The following is a 19,545-nucleotide window of genomic DNA, read 5'->3' as shown; positions in this document are numbered from 1 at the left end:
GTAAAATAAAAGGCGGCTAGTTTACTCTATCAACCAGCCGTATACCAATATCGTGATTATTGCTAATTAGTTACTATTTATTTAGAAGGGTTAATGTGTCTGGTGATTGCAGGATTATTCATTTATCCATTCACCCAAGGTACAGCGATCGTTACTACCAAAATCGCGTACCGTAGCGACATTTTGATAGCCGAGCTCAATGAGTTTTTCACGTACTTTTATGGCTTGTTCGTAACCATGTTCAAGCAGTAAATAGCCACCAGGAAGTAAACGTTCTCGCGCTTGTTCGGCAATATAATACAGATCAGCATAACCTTCATTGCTTGCGGTCAATGCACTTTGCGGTTCAAAGCGCACATCGCCTAAGTGAAGATGCTCATCGGCTTCATCAATGTAAGGAGGATTAGACACAATTAAGTCAAAGTCGCGATGCTCAACAGCTGAAAACCAATCGGACTGAATAATTTCAACTTGGGTTAAGTATAAATTTTCACGATTAGCTTTGGCGAGTTCAACAGCGCCAATAACATTATCAATAGCAGTGATACGCCATTTAGGTCGCTCCGATGCTAAAGCCAATGCAATGGCCCCAGTTCCTGTGCCTAAATCCAATACTCTTGCATTGTGACGCACAGATAAGTTCAGTGCCGTCTCAACTAAAATCTCGGTATCAGGTCTTGGAATAAGGGTTGATTCATTAACAATAAAAGGTAATGACCAAAACTCGCGTTCACCCAAAATATGTGCAACCGGAGTACCATTCTGACGTTTAGCAATCATCTGGCTATAGGCCTTAAATTGCTCACTAGTAAGTTGTCGCTCAGGCCAAGTATATAAAAAACTGCGATTTTTATTCAGGCAATGTAATAGCAATGCCTCTGCATCTATATGTGCTGAGTCAGAGGTTGCCGCTAATTGTGAATAAGCCCATTGAAGGGCTTCAGCAATTGTTGAATACGAAGATTGAGGCAAGAGCACTCCTTAATCGTCAGCTAACGCTGCAAGCATATCTGCTTGATGTTCTTGCATGATAGGATCAAGTAAGGCATCTAAGTCGCCTTCCATGACTTCATTCAAGCGATAAAGCGTTAAGTTAATGCGATGATCACTTACTCGCCCTTGTGGGTAATTATACGTTCTAATGCGTTCTGAACGATCACCACTGGCCACTAAGCTACGACGCGTTGTTTCTTCAGCACTACGTCTTTTTTCATCTTCAACAGCTTGAATACGCGCAGCCAATACACTCATAGCTTGGGCACGATTTTTATGCTGTGAACGTTGATCTTGGCACTCAACAATAATACCCGATGGGATATGCGTAATACGAATAGCAGAATCGGTTTTGTTAACATGCTGACCACCAGCACCTGACGCGCGGAAAGTATCCACTTTTAAATCTGCAGCATTAATTGAAATCGCTTCAGCTTCAGGTACTTCATGCAATACCACTACGGTACAAGCAGAAGTATGCACACGGCCTTGAGATTCGGTTTCGGGCACGCGTTGTACGCGATGTCCGCCAGACTCAAACTTTAACTTACCGTAGGCACCGTCACCACTGACTTTAACAATAATTTCTTTAAAGCCGCCATGCTCGCCTTCGTTAACGTTCATGACTTCCATTTGCCAGCGATTGGCTTCACAGTAACGTGAATACATACGGTATAAATCGCCAGCAAAAATAGCCGCTTCATCACCACCAGCACCGGCACGAATTTCAAGAAACGCGTTGGTGTCATCATTAGGATCAGTGGGTAAGAGTAAAACTTGTAATTCATCTTCAAGTTTTTCTAATACTTGCTTTGATTGTTTATACTCATCTTGCGCCATTTCGCGCATTTCAGCATCGTCTTCTTCTTCAAGCATCTCTTTGGCGTAATCAAAATCTTTTTGAGCTTGTTGAAACGCCTTAAAACTACTTACAACATCTTCAAGTTGAGAATATTCTTTTGATAATCCACGAAAACGGTCTTGATCCGCAATCACGGTCGCATCACTCAGTAATGCTAATACTTCTTCATTTCGCTCGAGCAAGCCTTCAAGCTTGCGGATAACGGATTCTTTCATTTAGCTCGCTAACCTTAGTTTTTATCTAAACCAAGCGCAGATCTTAATTGGCCTAACGTATTCAAATCGCCTTGACGGCTTGCTGAAGTAAGCGCTTGTGTCGGTGAGTGTATCAAACGATTGGTTAACCTATTGGCTAACTCAAGTATCACTTGCTCACTATTACTGCCATGAGACAATTTGCTCAAGGCACGCTCAACTAATTCATCTTTAATCGCCAAGCTCTGGCTACGATATTCGCGAATACTGTCGACTGACTCTAAAGAACGAATCCACTCCATAAATAGGTGAGATTGCTCTTCAGTAATTATTTCTGCTTGCTCGGCGGCTTCTTTACGTGAAGCCATGTTCTGTTCAATTATGCTATGCAGATCGTCTACAGTATAAAGGAATGCGTCGTCTAACTCACCGACTTCTGCTTCAATATCTCTAGGAACGGCAATATCCACCAATAACATAGGTTGATGACGGCGCTGTTTTAGCGCTTTTTCGACCATACCTTTACCCAAAATAGGTAACGGGCTGGCGGTAGAGGATATCACGATATCGGCTTTAGCGAGAAAGTCTGGTATTTGCTCCAAGGTTATCGCTGTCGCATTAAACTCTGCACACATGGCTTGAGCACGTTCGATAGTGCGATTGGCCACCACCATAGAAGCAACGCCATTGTCTTTAAGATGCTTGGCGACTAACTCAATGGTTTCTCCGGCACCAATAAGTAGCACCTTAGTTGTACTTAATGATGAGAAAATGTGTTTCGCCATACTAACAGCGGCAAAGGCGACAGAAACGGCGGCGGCACCGATTTCAGTTTCTGTGCGGACTTTTTTAGCCACTGAGAAGGTATTTTGAAATAAGCGATCAATCGTTAATGCGATAGTGCCCGCTTCTTTAGCTTTGACAAAGGCTTGTTTGACTTGCCCTAAAATTTGCGGCTCACCCAATACCAGTGAATCTAAACCCGATGCGACTCGCATTAAATGCTGGACGGCAACTTGTTCTTCATAAGCATAAATACACGGCATTAAATCGCTGCGTTCTAGGTCATGATAATCCTGCAACCATTCAATAATGTCTTCTTTCTCGGCATTATTGCAATATAGCTCAGTACGGTTACAGGTAGACACAATAACGGCCTCACCCGTTCGGGTGCGACTAGCCAAGCTTTTCATGGCGTCATGAATGCGGTCTGGAGAGAAAGCGACTTTTTCACGCAAATCTACCGTGGCGGTTTTATGGTTTATCCCGATTATTACTAGGCTCATTTGATAATATCAAGTTCTTTTCGGTGACGTTAATTAGGCTATTCTACTGAATTGAACCAACGAAAAACACAATTGGCTTAACAAAACCGAATAAATGTTTAAATATTTATGGATTGTTCAGATAAGTATTATATAAACCATAACATTAATGTCGCATTAATTTTGGCAAAAGCATTTTTACATAACGCCTTAACCCCAGTATCATAAGAACATCTTAAGCAACTGCTAGGCAAATCCATTGCGCTTATCTACATCTTTATTTTATATCACCTTTATTTCCGTGGCGCTTTTATTAGCAGGTTGTAGTGTAACCCCATCTGAAGATTTTACGCCTATCAATGTCACGAATGCGAATCAAGCTAAAGCATGGGAGCTTCAAGGTAAAATTGCTGTTAAGACATCTCAGGACAAATTCAGCACTAATTTGTATTGGTTACATCAACCAGCGGCCAATGATTTACGCTTAACAACCGTATTAGGCACAACGGTATTAACTCTTAAGACAGATCAAGGCATGGCAACACTTGATGTTGACGGCAAAACATATCGAGACAGTAACGCTCAGGATTTACTGACAGGCATCAGTCGATGGTCAATCCCCTTAGAAAGCCTGCCATTATGGATCACGGGCCAAGTCGGCAGTAATGATAACATCATCAGCTATAATCCTGACGGCACCATTAAACAATTAATTAGCCATGACCCCGAAGCAAATTGGTTGGTCAGCTTTCTCAGTTGGCAACAACAAAACGGTGCTATTGTGCCTAAATTATTGAAAATTGAACGCGAAGATGTGCAAATAAAAATTCAAACTAATCAATGGACAGCCGTCGCAGCCAAAACAAAATAGCGTAAAATATTAAGTGCTGGCGAATCAATAAGGTAGTTAAACGAACATGACCTCAACTAACTCACATAACTTCTATAACTCAGCTAACTCAGATATATCCAAACATTGGCCTGCGCCAGCAAAACTGAATTTATTTTTACATGTTACGGGTCAGCGCGCCGATGGTTATCATGAATTACAAACACTATTTCAATTTATTGATCATTGTGATTACCTTGATTTTCAAATCACCGACTCGCCAGAGCTCATTCTCCACTCTACCATTTCAGATTCTGTTGCTGACAGCGATAACTTAATTCTTAAAGCCGCAAAGTCACTCAAAAAACACACCCAATATAATGGTGGTGCGCATATTTGGTTAGACAAATTATTGCCTATGGGTGGCGGTTTAGGTGGTGGTTCGTCTGATGCAGCAACCACATTAGTGGCACTAAATGCACTATGGAAAACTAACGTTTCGCCACAAAAACTAGCCGAAATAGGCCTTGTTCTTGGTGCTGATGTCCCTGTTTTTATTAATGGTTTTTCAGCTTTTGCAGAAGGCGTTGGCGAGCGATTGATTAGCGTCGAACCTGCCGAGCTATGGTACTTAGTTGTTGTTCCAGATGTGCATGTGTCAACACAAGACATATTTCAAGATCCAAGCTTACCTCGCGACACCCCAAAACTTGAAATTGTCAGCTTAATGGGACAGCAGTGGACAAATGATTGTCAGAAATTGGTCACAACTAGGCACCCTCAAGTTGCCAATGCCTTAAGCTGGCTGGTAGAATATGCGCCGTCGAGAATGACCGGAACAGGTGCATGCGTGTTCGGGGAATTTACACATTCGCAACAAGCCCTTGATGCTTTAGCCGAACTACCAGCTGATATGCAAGGTTTTGTCGCAAAAGGGATGAACAAGTCGCCATTACAAATACGACTTGAGCAACTCTAACAACATAATTTCTTCTGGGTCAGTTTTGAGTGACAACACATAAAATTGATCTAGCCTTTAATCGTAAAGCAAACACCTGAGGTTCATAAAGTGCCCGACATCAAGCTCTTTGCTGGTAACGCTACCCCAAATCTAGCCGCTAAGATTGCCGACCGTTTATTTTGCAAACTTGGCGATGCAGTTGTAGGCCGTTTCAGCGACGGTGAAATCAGTGTTCAAATAAACGAGAATGTACGTGGTGCGGATGTATTTATCATCCAATCTACTTGCGCACCAACTAACGATAATCTCATGGAGCTTATTGTAATGGTTGACGCGTTACGCCGTGCATCAGCGGGTCGTATTACTGCCGTTATTCCGTACTTTGGTTATGCTCGTCAAGACCGCCGTGTACGTAGTGCACGTGTACCTATTACAGCGAAAGTAGTTGCAGATTTCTTGTCTAGCGTGGGTGTTGACCGCGTATTGACTTGTGACCTACACGCTGAGCAAATTCAAGGTTTCTTTGATGTTCCTGTTGATAACGTATTCGGTAGCCCAGTGTTACTTGAAGACATGCTCGCCAGAAAATTAGATAACCCTGTTGTTGTGTCTCCTGATATTGGCGGTGTAGTTCGCGCTCGCGCAGTAGCCAAGCTATTAGATGATACCGATCTTGCTATTATCGATAAGCGTCGTCCAATGGCAAACGTTGCTCAGGTGATGCATATCATCGGTGATGTTCAAGGCCGCGATTGTATTATTGTCGATGACATGATCGACACTGGTGGCACCTTATGTAAAGCAGCTGAAGCATTAAAAGAACATGGCGCTAATCGCGTGTTTGCTTATGCTACTCACCCGGTATTTTCAGGTAATGCTGCTGAAAATATTGCTAACTCTGTCATTGATGAAGTTATCGTAACTGACACAGTACCCTTGAGCGCTGAAATGCTGAAAGTGACTAAGGTTACCCAACTGACTATGTCAGCAGTATTAGCAGAAGCAATCCGTCGTGTAAGTAACGAAGAGTCAATCTCTGCGATGTTCCGTCACTAATTATTATTCAGTGAATGAAATAACAAAGCGCACTCATATGAGTGCGTTTTTTGTTTGCTATGCCAAAACTTAGCAATGGCGTGGCGATGACGACAAACTCATTACCAGTCCATCAGCAACCTAATCATATTGCACAGTTCAAGCGGTACCTTCTAGGGATATTGATAATGGTATGTAAATATTAAGGATAGTAGTTTTAATCCGTAGCAAGTCTCATATCGCCCCTTAAAACCAATAAAACTCTATTAAGCGCTCAATGCGTGGCTAACAGCAAATGATGGCTCCTTATCTATCTTATGTAATGTATCAGTTGCATAAAATGCTTGCTGGGTCTGCAAAAAAGTATTTCCAGCAGCAATACCCGTACGATAGTCATGACGTAAATCCACATCAGAACTGCCTAATAGTTTGCTTTCAAGATTGTTACCAGCAAAAATTTGAATGATTTCGACATCTTCAGGAGGATTAGCCAAAAAAGCGAGCTCTTGCTCATAAGCTTGTTCATGCTGAACTAAGTAATCGATAGTTTTTGGGCAGTATCCTGACACACAAATCCATGATGTTAGCTTATGTACCCAAGCTGATTGCGCCTGAAAGTCCGCATTAACAGTGCGAATAACCACAATTTTTTTAGCGCCACGACGATACGCTTCACGCACAGGTAATGGTGCGGCTAAACCACCGTCTAGGTAGAAATCTTCCAAAGGGGAATCGTTACTGTCATGGGCTTGATTAGCAGCATCAGTTGTTAACCAGGGTGTAAGTTTAACACCTTGTTTATATAAGAAAGGTAATGCACTTGATGCTTTGAGTAATTCGTTCCATTGATGACTATCACCATTTGGACGTAAAAAGTAACCTTGACGATCGCGAGAGTTAGTTGCGGTTATCAGTAACTCACGTTCACCTAATGATTTCATGGCAGTAGTAAAGTCTAAAGTAAAATAACCTTGAGTCGTTTTATCAAAATACCAATCTAAATCGACGACATCCCCCCCGATTAAGCCTCGGCCTAACTGGTAAAAACGCTTATGACGTGACAGCCCGCGAATTAGCCGTTTGGCATAGCCTTTTTGACGAGACAAAAAACTAGTCAAATTTTGAGAACCAGCAGACGTGCCTATAAATAAATCAAAGGGATCAAAATTATTCTCTAACCACGCATCTAGCACACCAGCAGTGAATATTCCCCGCTGACCACCACCCTCTGCAATAAGCGCCATTTTAGGGCTAGATGCTTCATTAGGATTTCTTGGTGATGTCGATGCTGAAGTTTTCATGGTGAGCCTTTGTCACTATATTTACTGAATAAGGTAAGTTTAAACAACAGCCAGTAAAATAGATAACGGATAGAATCAATCATGTTAATAGAGAAATACTATTGATAATCAGCTTGCACAACAATAATGGGGATAACAGTAAAGTTTGTTCTTGTTTTGAACTAACCCTCATTATAATACCAATCCTATTAAATATGTGATCTTTCAGCGGGAGTTCAAAGTGCTGTAGGCAAGGCAGATGATTGAAGCGAATAGTGATTCTCGGTAACAAGCTCCTGCGTTACTCTACCTCCAGCATCTGACCGCCATGGAGGGTGGGAATGTGTTATTTTTTATGGAAAAAATAGACCATGCAGTCGTATTTTGAAAGCATCTAACGAAGCATAAAGGACTTTGAAACCCGCCAGAATGGAGTCTCTCAGGTATTCCACTTCTGTGTTACATCGATTTAAAAGGGAACAACCATTTCTACATCCATGTGCCTTGAATTGAAAAACCTGAGAGACTCTGAACTGACCAGATATTTAATGAGATTGGTATAAAAGACTTAAACATAAAAAATACACAGCAAAAAGCCCGTCTTAATAGACGGGCTTTTTAAATATGGCTGGGGTACCAGGATTCGAACCTGGGGATGCTGAGATCAAAACCCAGTGCCTTACCGCTTGGCGATACCCCAATTGTAACTATTTATTGTAAAGCAGATAAACCATTCACATGGTTAAAATTTGATGGTACGGAAAGAGAGACTTGAACTCTCACACCTCGCGGCACCAGAACCTAAATCTGGCGTGTCTACCAATTCCACCATTCCCGCATCAAATTTTAACTTACAGTATACTCTTTTTATTTCAGAGTAAACTTTGGCTTTATTAGCTAGTGTAAGCAACTCTCACTCTACCTAATAAATATGGTAGCAATAGCGGGACTTGAACCTGCGACCCCAGCATTATGAGTGCTGTGCTCTAACCAGCTGAGCTATATTGCCAAAGATGGCTGGGATACAAGGATTCGAACCTTGGAATGCTGAGATCAAAACCCAGTGCCTTACCGCTTGGCGATATCCCAATAATCTTGTCTAACGTTTAAAATGGCTGGGATACAAGGATTCGAACCTTGGAATGCTGAGATCAAAACCCAGTGCCTTACCGCTTGGCGATATCCCAATAAAGCTTTTTGAAACATTCGCCGAAGCAAACATCTCGAATAAATGGTACGGAAGGAGAGACTTGAACTCTCACACCTTGCGGCACCAGAACCTAAATCTGGCGTGTCTACCAATTCCACCACTCCCGCACAACACTCTAGTTTTACATCTTGAGCAGATGGGTAAGAAATAGATGGTAGCAATAGCGGGACTTGAACCTGCGACCCCAGCATTATGAGTGCTGTGCTCTAACCAGCTGAGCTATATTGCCACTATTTCTTGCTATCCCTCTTGCGAGGAACGGGGCGTATTATGCTTATTCAGGTTATCGAGGTCAACTGGTTTTTTTCGCTATTTTCATCAATTCGGCTTGTTCGGCTATAACTTCACCAAACTGAATGCCTAATCGACAAAATAAACACCATTAACTTACGAAAAATCCCCTTACGCCCCATTTTAATTTCTAAATAACGTAAATAGCACTTATACGTTAAATAAGAAATGCATTACATCGCCATCTTTAACGACATAAGTTTTACCTTCAACACGTAATTTACCAGCATCTTTGGCGCCAGCTTCACCTTTGTAGGTAATAAAATCTTGATACGCCATTACCTGTGCACGAATAAAACCACGCTCGAAGTCGGTATGGATAACACCCGCAGCTTGCGGAGCAGATGCACCGACAGGAACCGTCCATGCACGCACTTCTTTTACACCCGCAGTAAAGTAAGTTTGCAGATTCAATAGTTCGTAACCGGCACGAATAACCCGATCTAAACCTGATTCTTCTATACCAAGATCGGTCATAAACTCTGCACGGTCATCGGCTTCCATTTCTGCTAATTCAGATTCAATAGCAGCACACACAGGCACAACTATGGCATTTTCTGTTGCTGCAATAGCACGAACAACATCTAAATGAGGGTTGTTTTCAAAGCCATCGTCAGCAACGTTAGCAATGTACATCGTAGGTTTAATCGTTAAGAAATTAAGGTAAGCAACGGCTGCCAACTCTTCTTTAGTTAATTCCAACGAACGTAACATTTGGCCTTCATTTAACAGTGGACGCATTTTTTCAAGTACAGCGACTTCAAATTTCGCATCACCGTCACCACCTTTAGCACGCTTGGCTTGACGAAAAATAGCACGCTCACATGCATCTAAATCGGCTAGCGCTAATTCGGTATTGATCACTTCAATATCGCCAGCAGGATCGATTTTGTTCGCCACGTGAACAATGTTCGGATCTTCAAAACAACGTACAACGTGACCAATTGCATCGGTTTCACGAATGTTAGCTAAAAACTTATTACCTAAACCTTCACCTTTAGAAGCGCCAGCCACTAAACCAGCAATATCCACAAACTCCATTGTAGTCGGTAATATGCGTTGTGGTTTTACAATTTCCGCTAACGCGTCAAGGCGTGCATCTGGTACAGGTACTACCCCAGTATTTGGCTCAATAGTACAAAACGGAAAGTTTGCCGCTTCAATACCCGCTTGTGTTAACGCATTAAACAACGTTGACTTACCTACGTTTGGAAGACCAACAATGCCGCATTTAAAACCCATATGCTTACCTTTATATATGTAGAATTATCCCAATGGATAATGATGTCGAAAAGGGTGTTAAAACAAAATTCGCATGGCTTATTCTGCTTTGAACGAATGTAATCTGTGCATAGCTTTCGCCATGTCTTGGTTAAATAATATCTCGGTGGAACGAACCGCTTCATCAATCGCAGCACTTATTCGTTCTTGTTCTACTGCTGGTGCTCTACCCAGTACATAGCCACTGACTTTATTTTTATCACCAGGATGACCAATACCAATGCGCAAGCGATAAAAGTTTTTGTCATTACCTAAACAGGCAATAATGTCTTTTAAACCGTTATGACCACCATGACCGCCACCTAATTTAAATTTGGCGACACCGGGCTCCATGTCGAGCTCATCATGGGCGACCAAGATTTCTTCGGGCAGTATCCGGAAAAAGTTGGCTAACGCTGCAACCGACTTTCCGCTTAAGTTCATGTACGTTGTTGGGATCAACAAACGCACATCTCTTCCGTGCAAAGTAGCACGAGCAGTAACCCCAAAATATTTGCTGTCTGGTGTTAATTGAACATTGCAAATACGCGCTAATTCTTGCACGTACCATGCACCAGCATTATGGCGAGTTTGTGCGTATTCAGCACCTGGGTTTGCCAACCCGACAATCAGTTTAATGTTACTCATCACGACCTAGTCAGTTTATTAGCACAAGTTATTATCTGCGTAAGTTATTCGCAATAAGTGCAGCTAAACGCCTTTCATGGGGTACATCAAAATACACATGATGCAAAACGCGGCATTTTAGCACTCAAATGGCTTGTCAACAAACCACAAGTTAACCCACTTATTAGGTTTAACTAAGTCCAAGTGCATACTTCAAGACTTTTCGCTTAATTGGAGAATCAATATTGGCGAGTTTTAACGCACCATTTCGCAGTAATTTTAATGGCAAAATATTATTACTAAAGCCCGCATAAAATACATCCATTGCGGTCATCATTAATTGATTATCAAGGTAACGTGATTGTTGATAGCGTTTTAATACTGGCGTTTGCCACCATGTTTCACCGCAGCCAATGGCATTAGCCACTTGAGCCACCAGCAAATCAACATCTTTAAAACCAATATTAACCCCCTGCCCAGCTAATGGATTAATGGTATGGGCTGCGTCACCAATGATCACCACATTATTTTGGTAATAGCCTTGTGCATGTCGACGCGTTAACGGGAAGCTCCCGCGACTTTCTACAGTAAAACGAGGATCTAACCGTGACGGGAAATGTAGTCGTATTTGTTCAGCAAGTTGAAGATTATTGAGTTGTGATAATTGTTTAATACGATTGGCATCGTCATACCATACTAATGAAGCGTGATGACCAGGCAAAGGTAACAAACTACGGGGACCGGCTGGCGTAAACTGCTGCCAAGTGACCGTTTGTTGTGGTGTTTCAGTATTGATATTAATTAACATCGCCGATTGGGCATAATCCCAGCCTGTCACACCAATCCCAGCCCATTGACGCACTTGCGAATTAGCACCATCGGCACCAATGAGCAGCTTAGTCGTCAGTGTATCGCCATTATCAAGCTTTATACTCACTTGCTGACGGTCTGCTAAACGTTCAAATTGGGCCACACTATGGGGACACAATAAGGTGATATTGTCCATTTGATCGATTTGCTGCCATAGACTCAATTGAATTAACCGGTTTTCAAAAAAATAGCCTAAGTGCGCCTGACCAACTTGTTCGGCATTAAATGCAGTTAAACAACCGTCGAGTTCCCACGTTTCCAAACCGTTGTAAGGTGCGTGACGCAGGGTAAGTAAATGCTCCATCACACCTAAACGAGTTAGCAACTGCTCAGACGCCACACTAATAGCCGACACCCTTACATCTAGCGGTTGCTCAGGTTCATAAGCTTGTGGCTGGCGTGATTCGATCACCGCCACGCTTAGCCCTAACTGACCTAATCCAATTGCTGCTGCAGCGCCAACCATTCCGCCGCCGACAACGACAACATCATAATCAATGGTATTGGAGCAATGAGTTGCAGTAAGAGAAGCATCTTGCATGGTTTTACATCCATAATAGTGAGATGACATGATGTTTAATATGACAGTCGATGAATCGGCAACCTAGTTAAAGCCAGCCTAAAAACAGTATAACCCCATGGTGCTATAACGTCTTTATCTACATTTTTGCAATGAATAACCAACGCGACAAGCGTTAGTATTATTGAAATGATGACAGCTACATATCGTAATGGATTTAATTATGCCCTATAACAACATGCCACGGAAATGTTGCAATCCAATAATGTTGGCTTAAGCCATCAATGTTCAGCGCTAGGATCATAATATGGCTGTAAAATTCATTTTTTCAGTCCCTCAATCACACTAATTTTACTCAAACAATAAGCCATTACAGTTTATAAGGGTACTCACCAGTTTATATTCAAATGAGCGAAACGTGCACTAATGCTAGCCAGAGCGTCCGACAACAGGTAAAATGTCGCGCTATTTTTACTGTGGATTTACTGGCGAGCACTGATGAGTAAAAAACTTCATATTAAGACCTGGGGCTGTCAAATGAATGAGTATGACTCATCAAAGATGGCTGATTTATTAGACGACTATCAAGGATATACCTTGACCGAAGATGCGAGCGAAGCAGACGTACTGCTGCTTAATACTTGCTCTATTCGTGAAAAAGCACAGGAGAAAGTTTTCCATCAGCTAGGGCGTTGGAAATCTTTAAAAGATAAAAATCCTAATTTAATTATTGGTGTCGGCGGCTGTGTTGCCTCACAAGAAGGTAAAGCGATTAAAGATCGCGCTCAATGCGTTGATATTATCTTTGGCCCACAAACACTGCATCGCTTACCTGAGATGATTGAACAAATTCAACGCGGCGAAAAAGCTGTAATTGATATCAGCTTCCCAGAAATTGAAAAATTCGATCGCCTTCCTGAGCCTCGCGCTGATGGCCCAACGGCATTTGTGTCTATTATGGAAGGTTGCAGTAAATACTGTTCTTTCTGCGTAGTGCCTTACACTCGCGGCGAAGAAGTCAGCCGTCCATTAGATGACGTCATTCTTGAAGTAGCTCAATTGGCTGCTCAAGGTGTGCGTGAAGTGAATTTATTAGGTCAAAACGTTAACGCATACCGTGGCGCAACGCACGACGATGAAATTTGTACCTTTGCAGAATTGCTACGCTTAATTGCATCAATCGACGGTATCGATCGTTTACGCTTTACTACCAGCCACCCAATTGAGTTTACTCAAGACATTATCGATGTGTACGAAGACACGCCTGAATTGGTGAGTTTCCTGCATTTACCGGTGCAATCGGGTTCTGATCGTATTTTAACCCAAATGAAACGCGGTCACATGGCGATTGAATACAAGTCGATTATTCGTCGTCTGCGTAAAGCTCGTCCTGATATTCAAATCAGCTCAGACTTTATTATTGGTTTTCCAGGTGAATCTAAAGAAGATTTCGCTGATACCATGAAACTGATTGAAGATGTCGCGTTTGATCACAGCTTTAGTTTTATCTATAGCGCTCGCCCAGGTACACCTGCGGCAGACTTGCCTGACAATGTCAGCGATGAGGAAAAGAAACAGCGTTTAGCTATTTTACAAGAACGTATTACTCAACAAGCAATGCGTTATAGCCGTCAAATGTTGGGCACTGTTCAACGCATTTTAGTTGAAGGTCCTTCGGTAAAGAATCCAATGGAACTTCGCGGTCGTACTGAAAACAGTCGTGTGGTTAACTTTGAAGCTGTCCACACCCATATCGGCAGTTTCGTTGATGTGAAAATTGTTGATGTTTATACCAACTCATTACGCGGTGAATTTGTTCGAGGTGAAGATGAAATGGATTTACGTCGCAGCTTACATCCGTCAGATATTATGGCTAAACACAAGCAAGATGATGCTTTAGGTGTAACCCACTTTAAGCCGTAATTGATGTTTGTAGTTTAAAAATAATTAAAGGCGGCTTGTCCGCCTTTAATTTTGCTTAAAATTAGTCATATCATGGTAATTCTATCCGGAGACTCGTAAACTGTTATCATGAAGAAATAGCATTATCTCGCTATTGTTTTGTTGTTCAATACCAAAACCTGGAGCCTTATTTGAGTACTAAAGTTACCACCATGAATTTGTATCTAGAACCTTCAGATACTCGTCGCCTCGCCTCCTTATGTGGCCCATTTGATGACAACATCAAACAACTTGAACGCCGCTTAGGTGTTGAGATTATCCATAAAAATAATCATTTCACTATTGTAGGTTTGCCACGTAACGCACTCAATGCCAATAACTTGTTACGTCAGTTATACATTGAAACTCAAACCGTAAAAGGCAGTACGCCAGACTTAGAACCCGAAATGGTTCATTTAGCCATTCAAGAAGCGATTAACCTTGAAGCGCAACAAGATAATGACGACAGCGACATTCATATAAAAACCAAGCGTGGCGTCATTAAACCTCGTACACCCAATCAAAGTGTGTACATGCATAATATTACTCGTCATGACATTAGCTTTGGTATTGGCCCTGCTGGTACGGGTAAAACGTACCTTGCTGTTGCGGCGGCGGTTGATGCCTATGAACGTCAAGAAGTACGTCGTATTCTATTAACTCGTCCAGCAGTTGAGGCGGGTGAAAAACTCGGGTTCTTACCCGGCGATTTAAGCCAAAAAGTAGACCCTTACCTACGCCCACTCTATGATGCATTGTTTGAAATGATGGGTTTTGAGAAAGTTGAAAAACTGATTGAACGCGGTGTAATTGAAGTCGCCCCACTCGCTTATATGCGCGGTCGAACACTCAATGATGCTTTTATTATTTTAGATGAAGCCCAAAATACCACCGTTGAACAAATGAAAATGTTTTTAACCCGTATTGGCTTTAATTCGCGAGCAGTGATCACGGGTGACATTACCCAGATCGATTTACCTCGTAGCCAAAAGTCTGGTTTGCGTCACGCCATAGAAGTATTGAGTGAGGTGCCAGAAATCAGTTTTAATTTCTTTATTGCACAAGACGTGGTTCGTCATCCTGTTGTGGCTAGAATTGTTGAAGCTTATGAAGCGTTTGAGCAACAAGAGCAAATTGAAAAAGCCATCAAAGAAAAAGCATATCAAGAGCGTGAGCAAAAACGTCAACAACAAAAAGAGGGCCTAGTTTAATGAGTCAACGAGGGATAAAACTAGATCTTGACCTGCAAATTGCAGTTGATGATAAGCTCAACTTACCTTCTAAAACTGAATTTAAAACTTGGGTACGTACTGCTATTGGTCAGACAATGCCTGAAGTTGAGTTAACCATTCGTCTTGTTGATATTACAGAAAGCCAGCAGCTTAACAGTACTTATCGCGGTAAAGACAAACCCACCAATGTATTGTCTTTCCCGTTTGAAGCGCCACCAGAAGTTGAACTACCATTATTGGGCGATTTAGTTATTTGCGTTGAGGTTGTCGAACAAGAAGCCATTGAGCAAAATAAACCCCTAAATGCGCATTGGGCGCACATGGTCATACACGGCTGCTTGCATTTGCTAGGTTATGACCATATTATCGACCAAGAAGCCGATGAGATGGAGTCATTAGAGACCCAACTTGTTGAAGGCTTAGGCTTTACCGACCCCTATAAGGAAGCATAAATAAACTATTTATATCAAATAGATATACTTGTTTAAGTAAATATTATGAGTGACGATATCCCCCCGAGTACAAACGCCCACAAGAAGAGCTGGTTCGATAAGATTAACCAATTATTTCAGGGCGAACCTCAAAATCGCGAAGATTTAGTCGACGTAATCGCAGGTGCAGAAATGCGCGACCTCATTACAGAAGACACTCGCGAAATGATTAAAGGTGTATTAGAGGTTTCGGACCTTCGAGTGCGCGACATCATGATCCCAAGAGCGCAAATTGTTACCATTCAAATAGACTCGACTGTTGATGAATTTTTAGAAATCGTCATGGATTCAGGTCACTCTCGCTTCCCTGTTGTTAATGAAGATAAAGATCATATTGAAGGCATTTTACTGGCCAAAGATTTGATTAAATTCGGTTTTAAACAGTCAGATGAACCATTAACGCTTGCCCAAGTCATTCGACCTGCTGTTGTTGTACCAGAAAGCAAACGCGTCGATGTGCTACTTAAAGAATTTCGCTCGCAACGTTATCATATGGCGATTGTTGTCGATGAATATGGCGGCGTATCAGGCTTAGTGACCATCGAAGATATTCTCGAAGAAATTGTCGGTGAGATTGAAGATGAATTTGACCATAATTCTGTTGAAGACACTGAAATAAAAAAACTCAGTAACACTGTATTTATGGTGAAAGCACTCACTGAAATCGACGATTTCAATGAAGCTTGTGGTACCAACTTTAGTGATGAAGAATTCGATACTGTGGGTGGCATGGTGTCGCATGCATTTGGTCATCTACCTGAACGGAATGAAATTATTGTCATTAACAATATCGAGTTCAAAGTCATTAATGCAGATAACCGCCGATTAGTACAACTTCGTGTTAAACTTCCCGACCCTAATACCAGTGAAGAATTCGACGACTAAATCGTGCTAAAAACTCAATCTATATACTCACCTTTGAGTATTGCTCGTCTGGTGACAGCATTTATTGCTGGCGCCAGTACCGCATTATCATTTGCGCCTTATGAAATTTGGGCGATATTTCCTTTAGCATTGGGCTTTGCTTTATGGCAAAGCCAAGCATTAACCGCCAAACAAAATTTGTATTACTGGTTCAGTTTTGGCTTTGGTTGTTTTGCTATCGGCATTAGTTGGGTTCATGTCAGTATTGACACCTTTGGTGGTATGCCCATTGCGGTATCAATAAGCCTAATGGCACTGCTGGCACTCTATCTGGCTATTTACCCTGCTATTTGTGGGTATTTAGTCAGTAAACTATCACGTACATCTAAACACACCTTAAATCCTTACTTAACCTATCTGGGGATATTCCCTGCATTATGGGTACTCACCGAATGGTTACGAGGCTGGGTGCTAACTGGTTTCCCTTGGATTTGGGCAGGCTATAGCCAAACATTGGGCCCACTTAGTGAGTTAGCCAGCTTTATTGGCGCCTTGGGTTTGAGCTTCGTGGTGGCATTAGTTGCAGGCTCATTAATGCTGTTAACCCAAAAACGCCTATTACCTGTATTAATTATATTGCCCGTCTTAACACTAAGTGCTTGGATTGCACCACAACTCAATCCAATTACTGCCTCAGGTAAATCGGTCAAGGTTGCATTAGTACAAGGTAATATTGCCCAAAGCATGAAATGGGAACCCGATGCACTGTGGCCAACCATGCTCAAGTACATGGATCTAACCCGCGAACAATTCGATGAAGCCTCTAGCGTCGATATTGTTATTTGGCCTGAAGCCGCGATCCCAGCACCGGAAGCCATGGTTGAAGACTTCCTAATGAATGCTAATCAAGTTGCCAATATCAACAATATGGCGATTATCAGCGGTATTATTAGCCACCAGCAAAATGATTTTTATAATTCACTCATCGTGTTAGGTAATTACCAACAGAAGCACCAGACGAGTGCTGATTATGTTGGTGATGGCAGTAATCAATTTAAAAAGCATCATTTATTGCCCATTGGTGAGTTTGTCCCGTTAGGCGATTTACTTCGCCCTATCGCACCATTTTTTAATTTGCCAATGTCATCATTCCAACGGGGTGACTACACGCAGCCTAATTTAACTGCCTTGGGTTACCATATTGCCCCCGCTATTTGTTACGAGATAGCCTTTCCTGAACAAGTCAGGGCAAGTGTCACAAACGAAACAGATTTACTTCTCACTGTTTCTAACGACGCTTGGTTTGGTGCCTCAAATGGGCCATTGCAGCATATGGAAATTGCCCAAATGCGTGCGATTGAAATGGGAAAACCATTACTCAGAGGAACCAATAACGGCATCACTGCGGTAGTTGACCCTCATGGGCGCATAACTGATGCGATCCCTCAATTTGAAACAGGAGTGCTTGTAACCAATATTCCGCTTTACCAAGGACAAACTTGGTTTAGAAAATTTGGCCAATCCCCCTTACTGATACTCTGTGGTTTACTCACACTTTTAGGCGTTAGAAACTACTTTCGTCGCTAAAGGAATTGTAATATGACGCAATCAACTCTACTTACCAGGCATTCACTTTCGCAAGGATTTACGTTAATTGAGTTGGTTGTGGTGATCATCATTTTAGCTATTCTAGCAGTTGTTGCTGCACCTAAGTTTATAGGCCTCAGTACTGAAGCAAGAGAAAGCACGCTATCTGGCGTGATGGCCAGTGTAAAAACAGCCAATAACCTAGTGTATGCCCGTTCACAAATGACCAGTTTTCAAGTGCAGCCTGTAACTAACCGAGACGATTTAATCGATGTTGATCTCGACAATGATGGTGTCTATGAAACGCGGTTAAAATGGGGCTATTTAGATAACACTGACATCGAAGAATGGATAAATCTTGATGATGTTTTTACCATTCAGTATCAAGGGATTGCGTTTACGTACATTGGCTATGATAAAGACGGTAATGGCCAAGTGGCTAACGATAATTGCTATTTTTTATACACTCAAGCCGCAAACGCTACTACCCCCCCCAAATATCAAACAGTGTTGAGTGGCTGTTAATCGAAAAGTACTTTAGCGGATTTTAACTGAGTATTTAAAAATCAATTTTACTAATTTTTCTGTAAAATTAACGCTCCCCCCTGTAGAAAGTGGCATATAACAAAATAATCGGTAACAGAAGCGTTAGCTGCTATTACCGAAAATATGATTGTTACCCTAAATATATTTACCAAGTAACATGTTAATGAATTATGGCGTTAATGGCTCCCGAGAAAACTCATTAAAATCGCATTTAGGACAATTAGGAATAACCCCAGGAAAATTGATTTCCATTTGATGACCACATTTATTACAAGTCAGCTTACCTTGGTTAATAATTTCCCCAGACTTATAAACCCCATTATTTTTGAAATCTTGTAATATTTCGTGCCACTCCACTTGGCTACGATCGGTTATTTCGCTCAACCACTGCCATAATGTGTTCTCAATCCCAATTACCATTGGGCTATAACTCAAATCATCGGCATGTTCTTCATTTAGGAAGGCTTCAATGTCACGCTTTAAAAATTCTTCTACTAATGCGAGTTCTTCATCATCAGCATGAGATTTAAGTTTTACGAACTCCTTCCCCTGGGTCACGGCCTTAAACAAATCCTTAGCTGTTAATGAGTTATCCTCTTCAAACATGGCTTTAACCTGTTCGAATAGTGACTCATACAAGGCTAATAGTGCTGAACTTTTTCCACTCATAAGTAATACTCCTTAATA

Annotated in this window: 17 protein-coding genes and 7 tRNA genes; 9 read left to right on the top strand and 15 right to left on the bottom strand. The window is 41.8% G+C overall.

Annotated features, from left to right (window positions below; translation table 11 throughout):
• Positions 1-114 precede the first annotated feature (114 nt).
• Genes prmC through hemA form a run of 3 tightly spaced genes read right to left on the bottom strand, consistent with a single transcriptional unit; the run spans position 115 to position 3,335 of the window.
• Positions 115-972, bottom strand: coding sequence for a peptide chain release factor N(5)-glutamine methyltransferase (gene prmC, locus FH971_RS03955; RefSeq protein WP_140233435.1), 858 nt, complete (start codon positions 970-972; stop codon positions 115-117).
• A gap of 9 nt (positions 973-981) precedes the next feature.
• Positions 982-2,070, bottom strand: coding sequence for a peptide chain release factor 1 (prfA, locus tag FH971_RS03950; RefSeq protein ID WP_137222669.1), 1,089 nt, complete (start codon positions 2,068-2,070; stop codon positions 982-984).
• Between the two features lie 14 nt (positions 2,071-2,084).
• Positions 2,085-3,335, bottom strand: a complete 1,251-nt coding sequence (gene hemA, locus FH971_RS03945; protein ID WP_137222671.1) for a glutamyl-tRNA reductase — start codon at positions 3,333-3,335, stop codon at positions 2,085-2,087.
• Between the two features lie 238 nt (positions 3,336-3,573).
• Between hemA and lolB the strand changes: the two genes are divergently transcribed.
• From lolB to FH971_RS03930, 3 genes are all read left to right on the top strand, one after another.
• Complete coding sequence (gene lolB, locus FH971_RS03940; protein WP_140233434.1) at positions 3,574-4,185, top strand: lipoprotein insertase outer membrane protein LolB; 612 nt, start codon at positions 3,574-3,576, stop codon at positions 4,183-4,185.
• Between the two features lie 46 nt (positions 4,186-4,231).
• On the top strand, positions 4,232-5,122 hold the full coding sequence (gene ispE / locus FH971_RS03935; RefSeq protein ID WP_140233433.1) for a 4-(cytidine 5'-diphospho)-2-C-methyl-D-erythritol kinase: 891 nt from the start codon (positions 4,232-4,234) through the stop codon (positions 5,120-5,122).
• A gap of 90 nt (positions 5,123-5,212) precedes the next feature.
• Positions 5,213-6,160 (top strand): ribose-phosphate pyrophosphokinase, encoded by a 948-nt coding sequence (locus FH971_RS03930; RefSeq protein ID WP_137222677.1) that lies wholly within the window; start codon positions 5,213-5,215, stop codon positions 6,158-6,160.
• 245 nt (positions 6,161-6,405) lie between these two features.
• On the opposite strand, the gene FH971_RS03925 is transcribed toward FH971_RS03930, so the two are convergent.
• The 11 genes from FH971_RS03925 to FH971_RS03875 all read right to left on the bottom strand — a co-directional run bounded on the left by FH971_RS03925 (position 6,406) and on the right by FH971_RS03875 (position 12,218).
• Positions 6,406-7,440 carry a patatin-like phospholipase family protein gene (locus tag FH971_RS03925; RefSeq protein ID WP_140233432.1) on the bottom strand — a complete coding sequence of 345 codons (1,035 nt, stop codon included), beginning with the start codon at positions 7,438-7,440 and terminating at the stop codon, positions 6,406-6,408.
• 604 nt (positions 7,441-8,044) lie between these two features.
• Positions 8,045-8,119: transfer RNA gene (locus FH971_RS03920), tRNA-Gln, on the bottom strand.
• A gap of 53 nt (positions 8,120-8,172) precedes the next feature.
• Positions 8,173-8,257, bottom strand: a tRNA-Leu gene (locus FH971_RS03915).
• A 94-nt stretch (positions 8,258-8,351) separates the two neighbouring features.
• A tRNA-Met gene (locus FH971_RS03910) sits at positions 8,352-8,428 on the bottom strand.
• A gap of 5 nt (positions 8,429-8,433) precedes the next feature.
• Positions 8,434-8,508 (bottom strand) — tRNA-Gln (locus FH971_RS03905).
• Positions 8,509-8,531: 23 nt separating this feature from the next.
• Positions 8,532-8,606 (bottom strand) — tRNA-Gln (locus tag FH971_RS03900).
• A gap of 45 nt (positions 8,607-8,651) precedes the next feature.
• A tRNA-Leu gene (locus tag FH971_RS03895) sits at positions 8,652-8,736 on the bottom strand.
• Between the two features lie 45 nt (positions 8,737-8,781).
• Positions 8,782-8,858: transfer RNA gene (locus FH971_RS03890), tRNA-Met, on the bottom strand.
• A gap of 212 nt (positions 8,859-9,070) precedes the next feature.
• Positions 9,071-10,162 carry a redox-regulated ATPase YchF gene (gene ychF / locus FH971_RS03885; protein ID WP_137222681.1) on the bottom strand — a complete coding sequence of 364 codons (1,092 nt, stop codon included), beginning with the start codon at positions 10,160-10,162 and terminating at the stop codon, positions 9,071-9,073.
• Between the two features lie 78 nt (positions 10,163-10,240).
• On the bottom strand, positions 10,241-10,828 hold the full coding sequence (gene pth, locus FH971_RS03880; RefSeq protein WP_137222683.1) for an aminoacyl-tRNA hydrolase: 588 nt from the start codon (positions 10,826-10,828) through the stop codon (positions 10,241-10,243).
• A gap of 169 nt (positions 10,829-10,997) precedes the next feature.
• The gene (locus tag FH971_RS03875) at positions 10,998-12,218 is read right to left on the bottom strand and encodes an FAD-dependent monooxygenase (protein WP_240778437.1); all 1,221 of its coding nucleotides are present in this window, start codon (positions 12,216-12,218) and stop codon (positions 10,998-11,000) included.
• A gap of 477 nt (positions 12,219-12,695) precedes the next feature.
• On the opposite strand from FH971_RS03875, the gene miaB reads away from it, so the two are divergent.
• From miaB to FH971_RS03845, 6 genes are all read left to right on the top strand, one after another.
• On the top strand, positions 12,696-14,120 hold the full coding sequence (gene miaB / locus FH971_RS03870; protein ID WP_140233430.1) for a tRNA (N6-isopentenyl adenosine(37)-C2)-methylthiotransferase MiaB: 1,425 nt from the start codon (positions 12,696-12,698) through the stop codon (positions 14,118-14,120).
• Between the two features lie 170 nt (positions 14,121-14,290).
• Positions 14,291-15,349 carry a PhoH family protein gene (locus FH971_RS03865; RefSeq protein WP_140233429.1) on the top strand — a complete coding sequence of 353 codons (1,059 nt, stop codon included), beginning with the start codon at positions 14,291-14,293 and terminating at the stop codon, positions 15,347-15,349.
• Positions 15,349-15,822 carry an rRNA maturation RNase YbeY gene (gene ybeY / locus FH971_RS03860; protein WP_140233428.1) on the top strand — a complete coding sequence of 158 codons (474 nt, stop codon included), beginning with the start codon at positions 15,349-15,351 and terminating at the stop codon, positions 15,820-15,822. Before FH971_RS03865 ends, ybeY begins: the two co-directional genes overlap by 1 nt.
• Before the next feature lie 45 nt (positions 15,823-15,867).
• Positions 15,868-16,746, top strand: coding sequence for a CNNM family magnesium/cobalt transport protein CorC (corC, locus tag FH971_RS03855; RefSeq protein ID WP_137222693.1), 879 nt, complete (start codon positions 15,868-15,870; stop codon positions 16,744-16,746).
• A 3-nt stretch (positions 16,747-16,749) separates the two neighbouring features.
• Positions 16,750-18,312, top strand: a complete 1,563-nt coding sequence (gene lnt, locus FH971_RS03850) for an apolipoprotein N-acyltransferase (RefSeq protein WP_140233427.1) — start codon at positions 16,750-16,752, stop codon at positions 18,310-18,312.
• A 12-nt stretch (positions 18,313-18,324) separates the two neighbouring features.
• On the top strand, positions 18,325-18,837 hold the full coding sequence (locus tag FH971_RS03845) for a type II secretion system protein (protein ID WP_140233426.1): 513 nt from the start codon (positions 18,325-18,327) through the stop codon (positions 18,835-18,837).
• Between the two features lie 189 nt (positions 18,838-19,026).
• Here FH971_RS03845 and FH971_RS03840 read toward each other — a convergent pair whose 3' ends face one another.
• Positions 19,027-19,527 carry a zinc ribbon-containing protein gene (locus tag FH971_RS03840; RefSeq protein WP_137222699.1) on the bottom strand — a complete coding sequence of 167 codons (501 nt, stop codon included), beginning with the start codon at positions 19,525-19,527 and terminating at the stop codon, positions 19,027-19,029.
• Positions 19,528-19,545 lie beyond the last annotated feature (18 nt).

It is taken from the genome of Shewanella polaris (assembly GCF_006385555.1).
GTDB classification, from domain to species: domain Bacteria; phylum Pseudomonadota; class Gammaproteobacteria; order Enterobacterales; family Shewanellaceae; genus Shewanella; species Shewanella polaris.
This window is presented reverse-complemented; position numbering and strand designations above follow the sequence as displayed.

Coding starts and splice junctions, on each gene's coding strand:
- prfA (WP_137222669.1), bottom strand. CDS start 2,070: ATGAAAGAATCCGTTATCCGCAAGCTTGAAGGCTTGCTCGAGCGAAAT.
- hemA (WP_137222671.1), bottom strand. CDS start 3,335: ATGAGCCTAGTAATAATCGGGATAAACCATAAAACCGCCACGGTAGAT.
- ispE (WP_140233433.1), top strand. CDS start 4,232: ATGACCTCAACTAACTCACATAACTTCTATAACTCAGCTAACTCAGAT.
- FH971_RS03925 (WP_140233432.1), bottom strand. CDS start 7,440: ATGAAAACTTCAGCATCGACATCACCAAGAAATCCTAATGAAGCATCT.
- ychF (WP_137222681.1), bottom strand. CDS start 10,162: ATGGGTTTTAAATGCGGCATTGTTGGTCTTCCAAACGTAGGTAAGTCA.
- pth (WP_137222683.1), bottom strand. CDS start 10,828: ATGAGTAACATTAAACTGATTGTCGGGTTGGCAAACCCAGGTGCTGAA.
- FH971_RS03875 (WP_240778437.1), bottom strand. CDS start 12,218: ATGCAAGATGCTTCTCTTACTGCAACTCATTGCTCCAATACCATTGAT.
- miaB (WP_140233430.1), top strand. CDS start 12,696: ATGAGTAAAAAACTTCATATTAAGACCTGGGGCTGTCAAATGAATGAG.
- ybeY (WP_140233428.1), top strand. CDS start 15,349: ATGAGTCAACGAGGGATAAAACTAGATCTTGACCTGCAAATTGCAGTT.
- corC (WP_137222693.1), top strand. CDS start 15,868: ATGAGTGACGATATCCCCCCGAGTACAAACGCCCACAAGAAGAGCTGG.
- FH971_RS03845 (WP_140233426.1), top strand. CDS start 18,325: ATGACGCAATCAACTCTACTTACCAGGCATTCACTTTCGCAAGGATTT.
- FH971_RS03840 (WP_137222699.1), bottom strand. CDS start 19,527: ATGAGTGGAAAAAGTTCAGCACTATTAGCCTTGTATGAGTCACTATTC.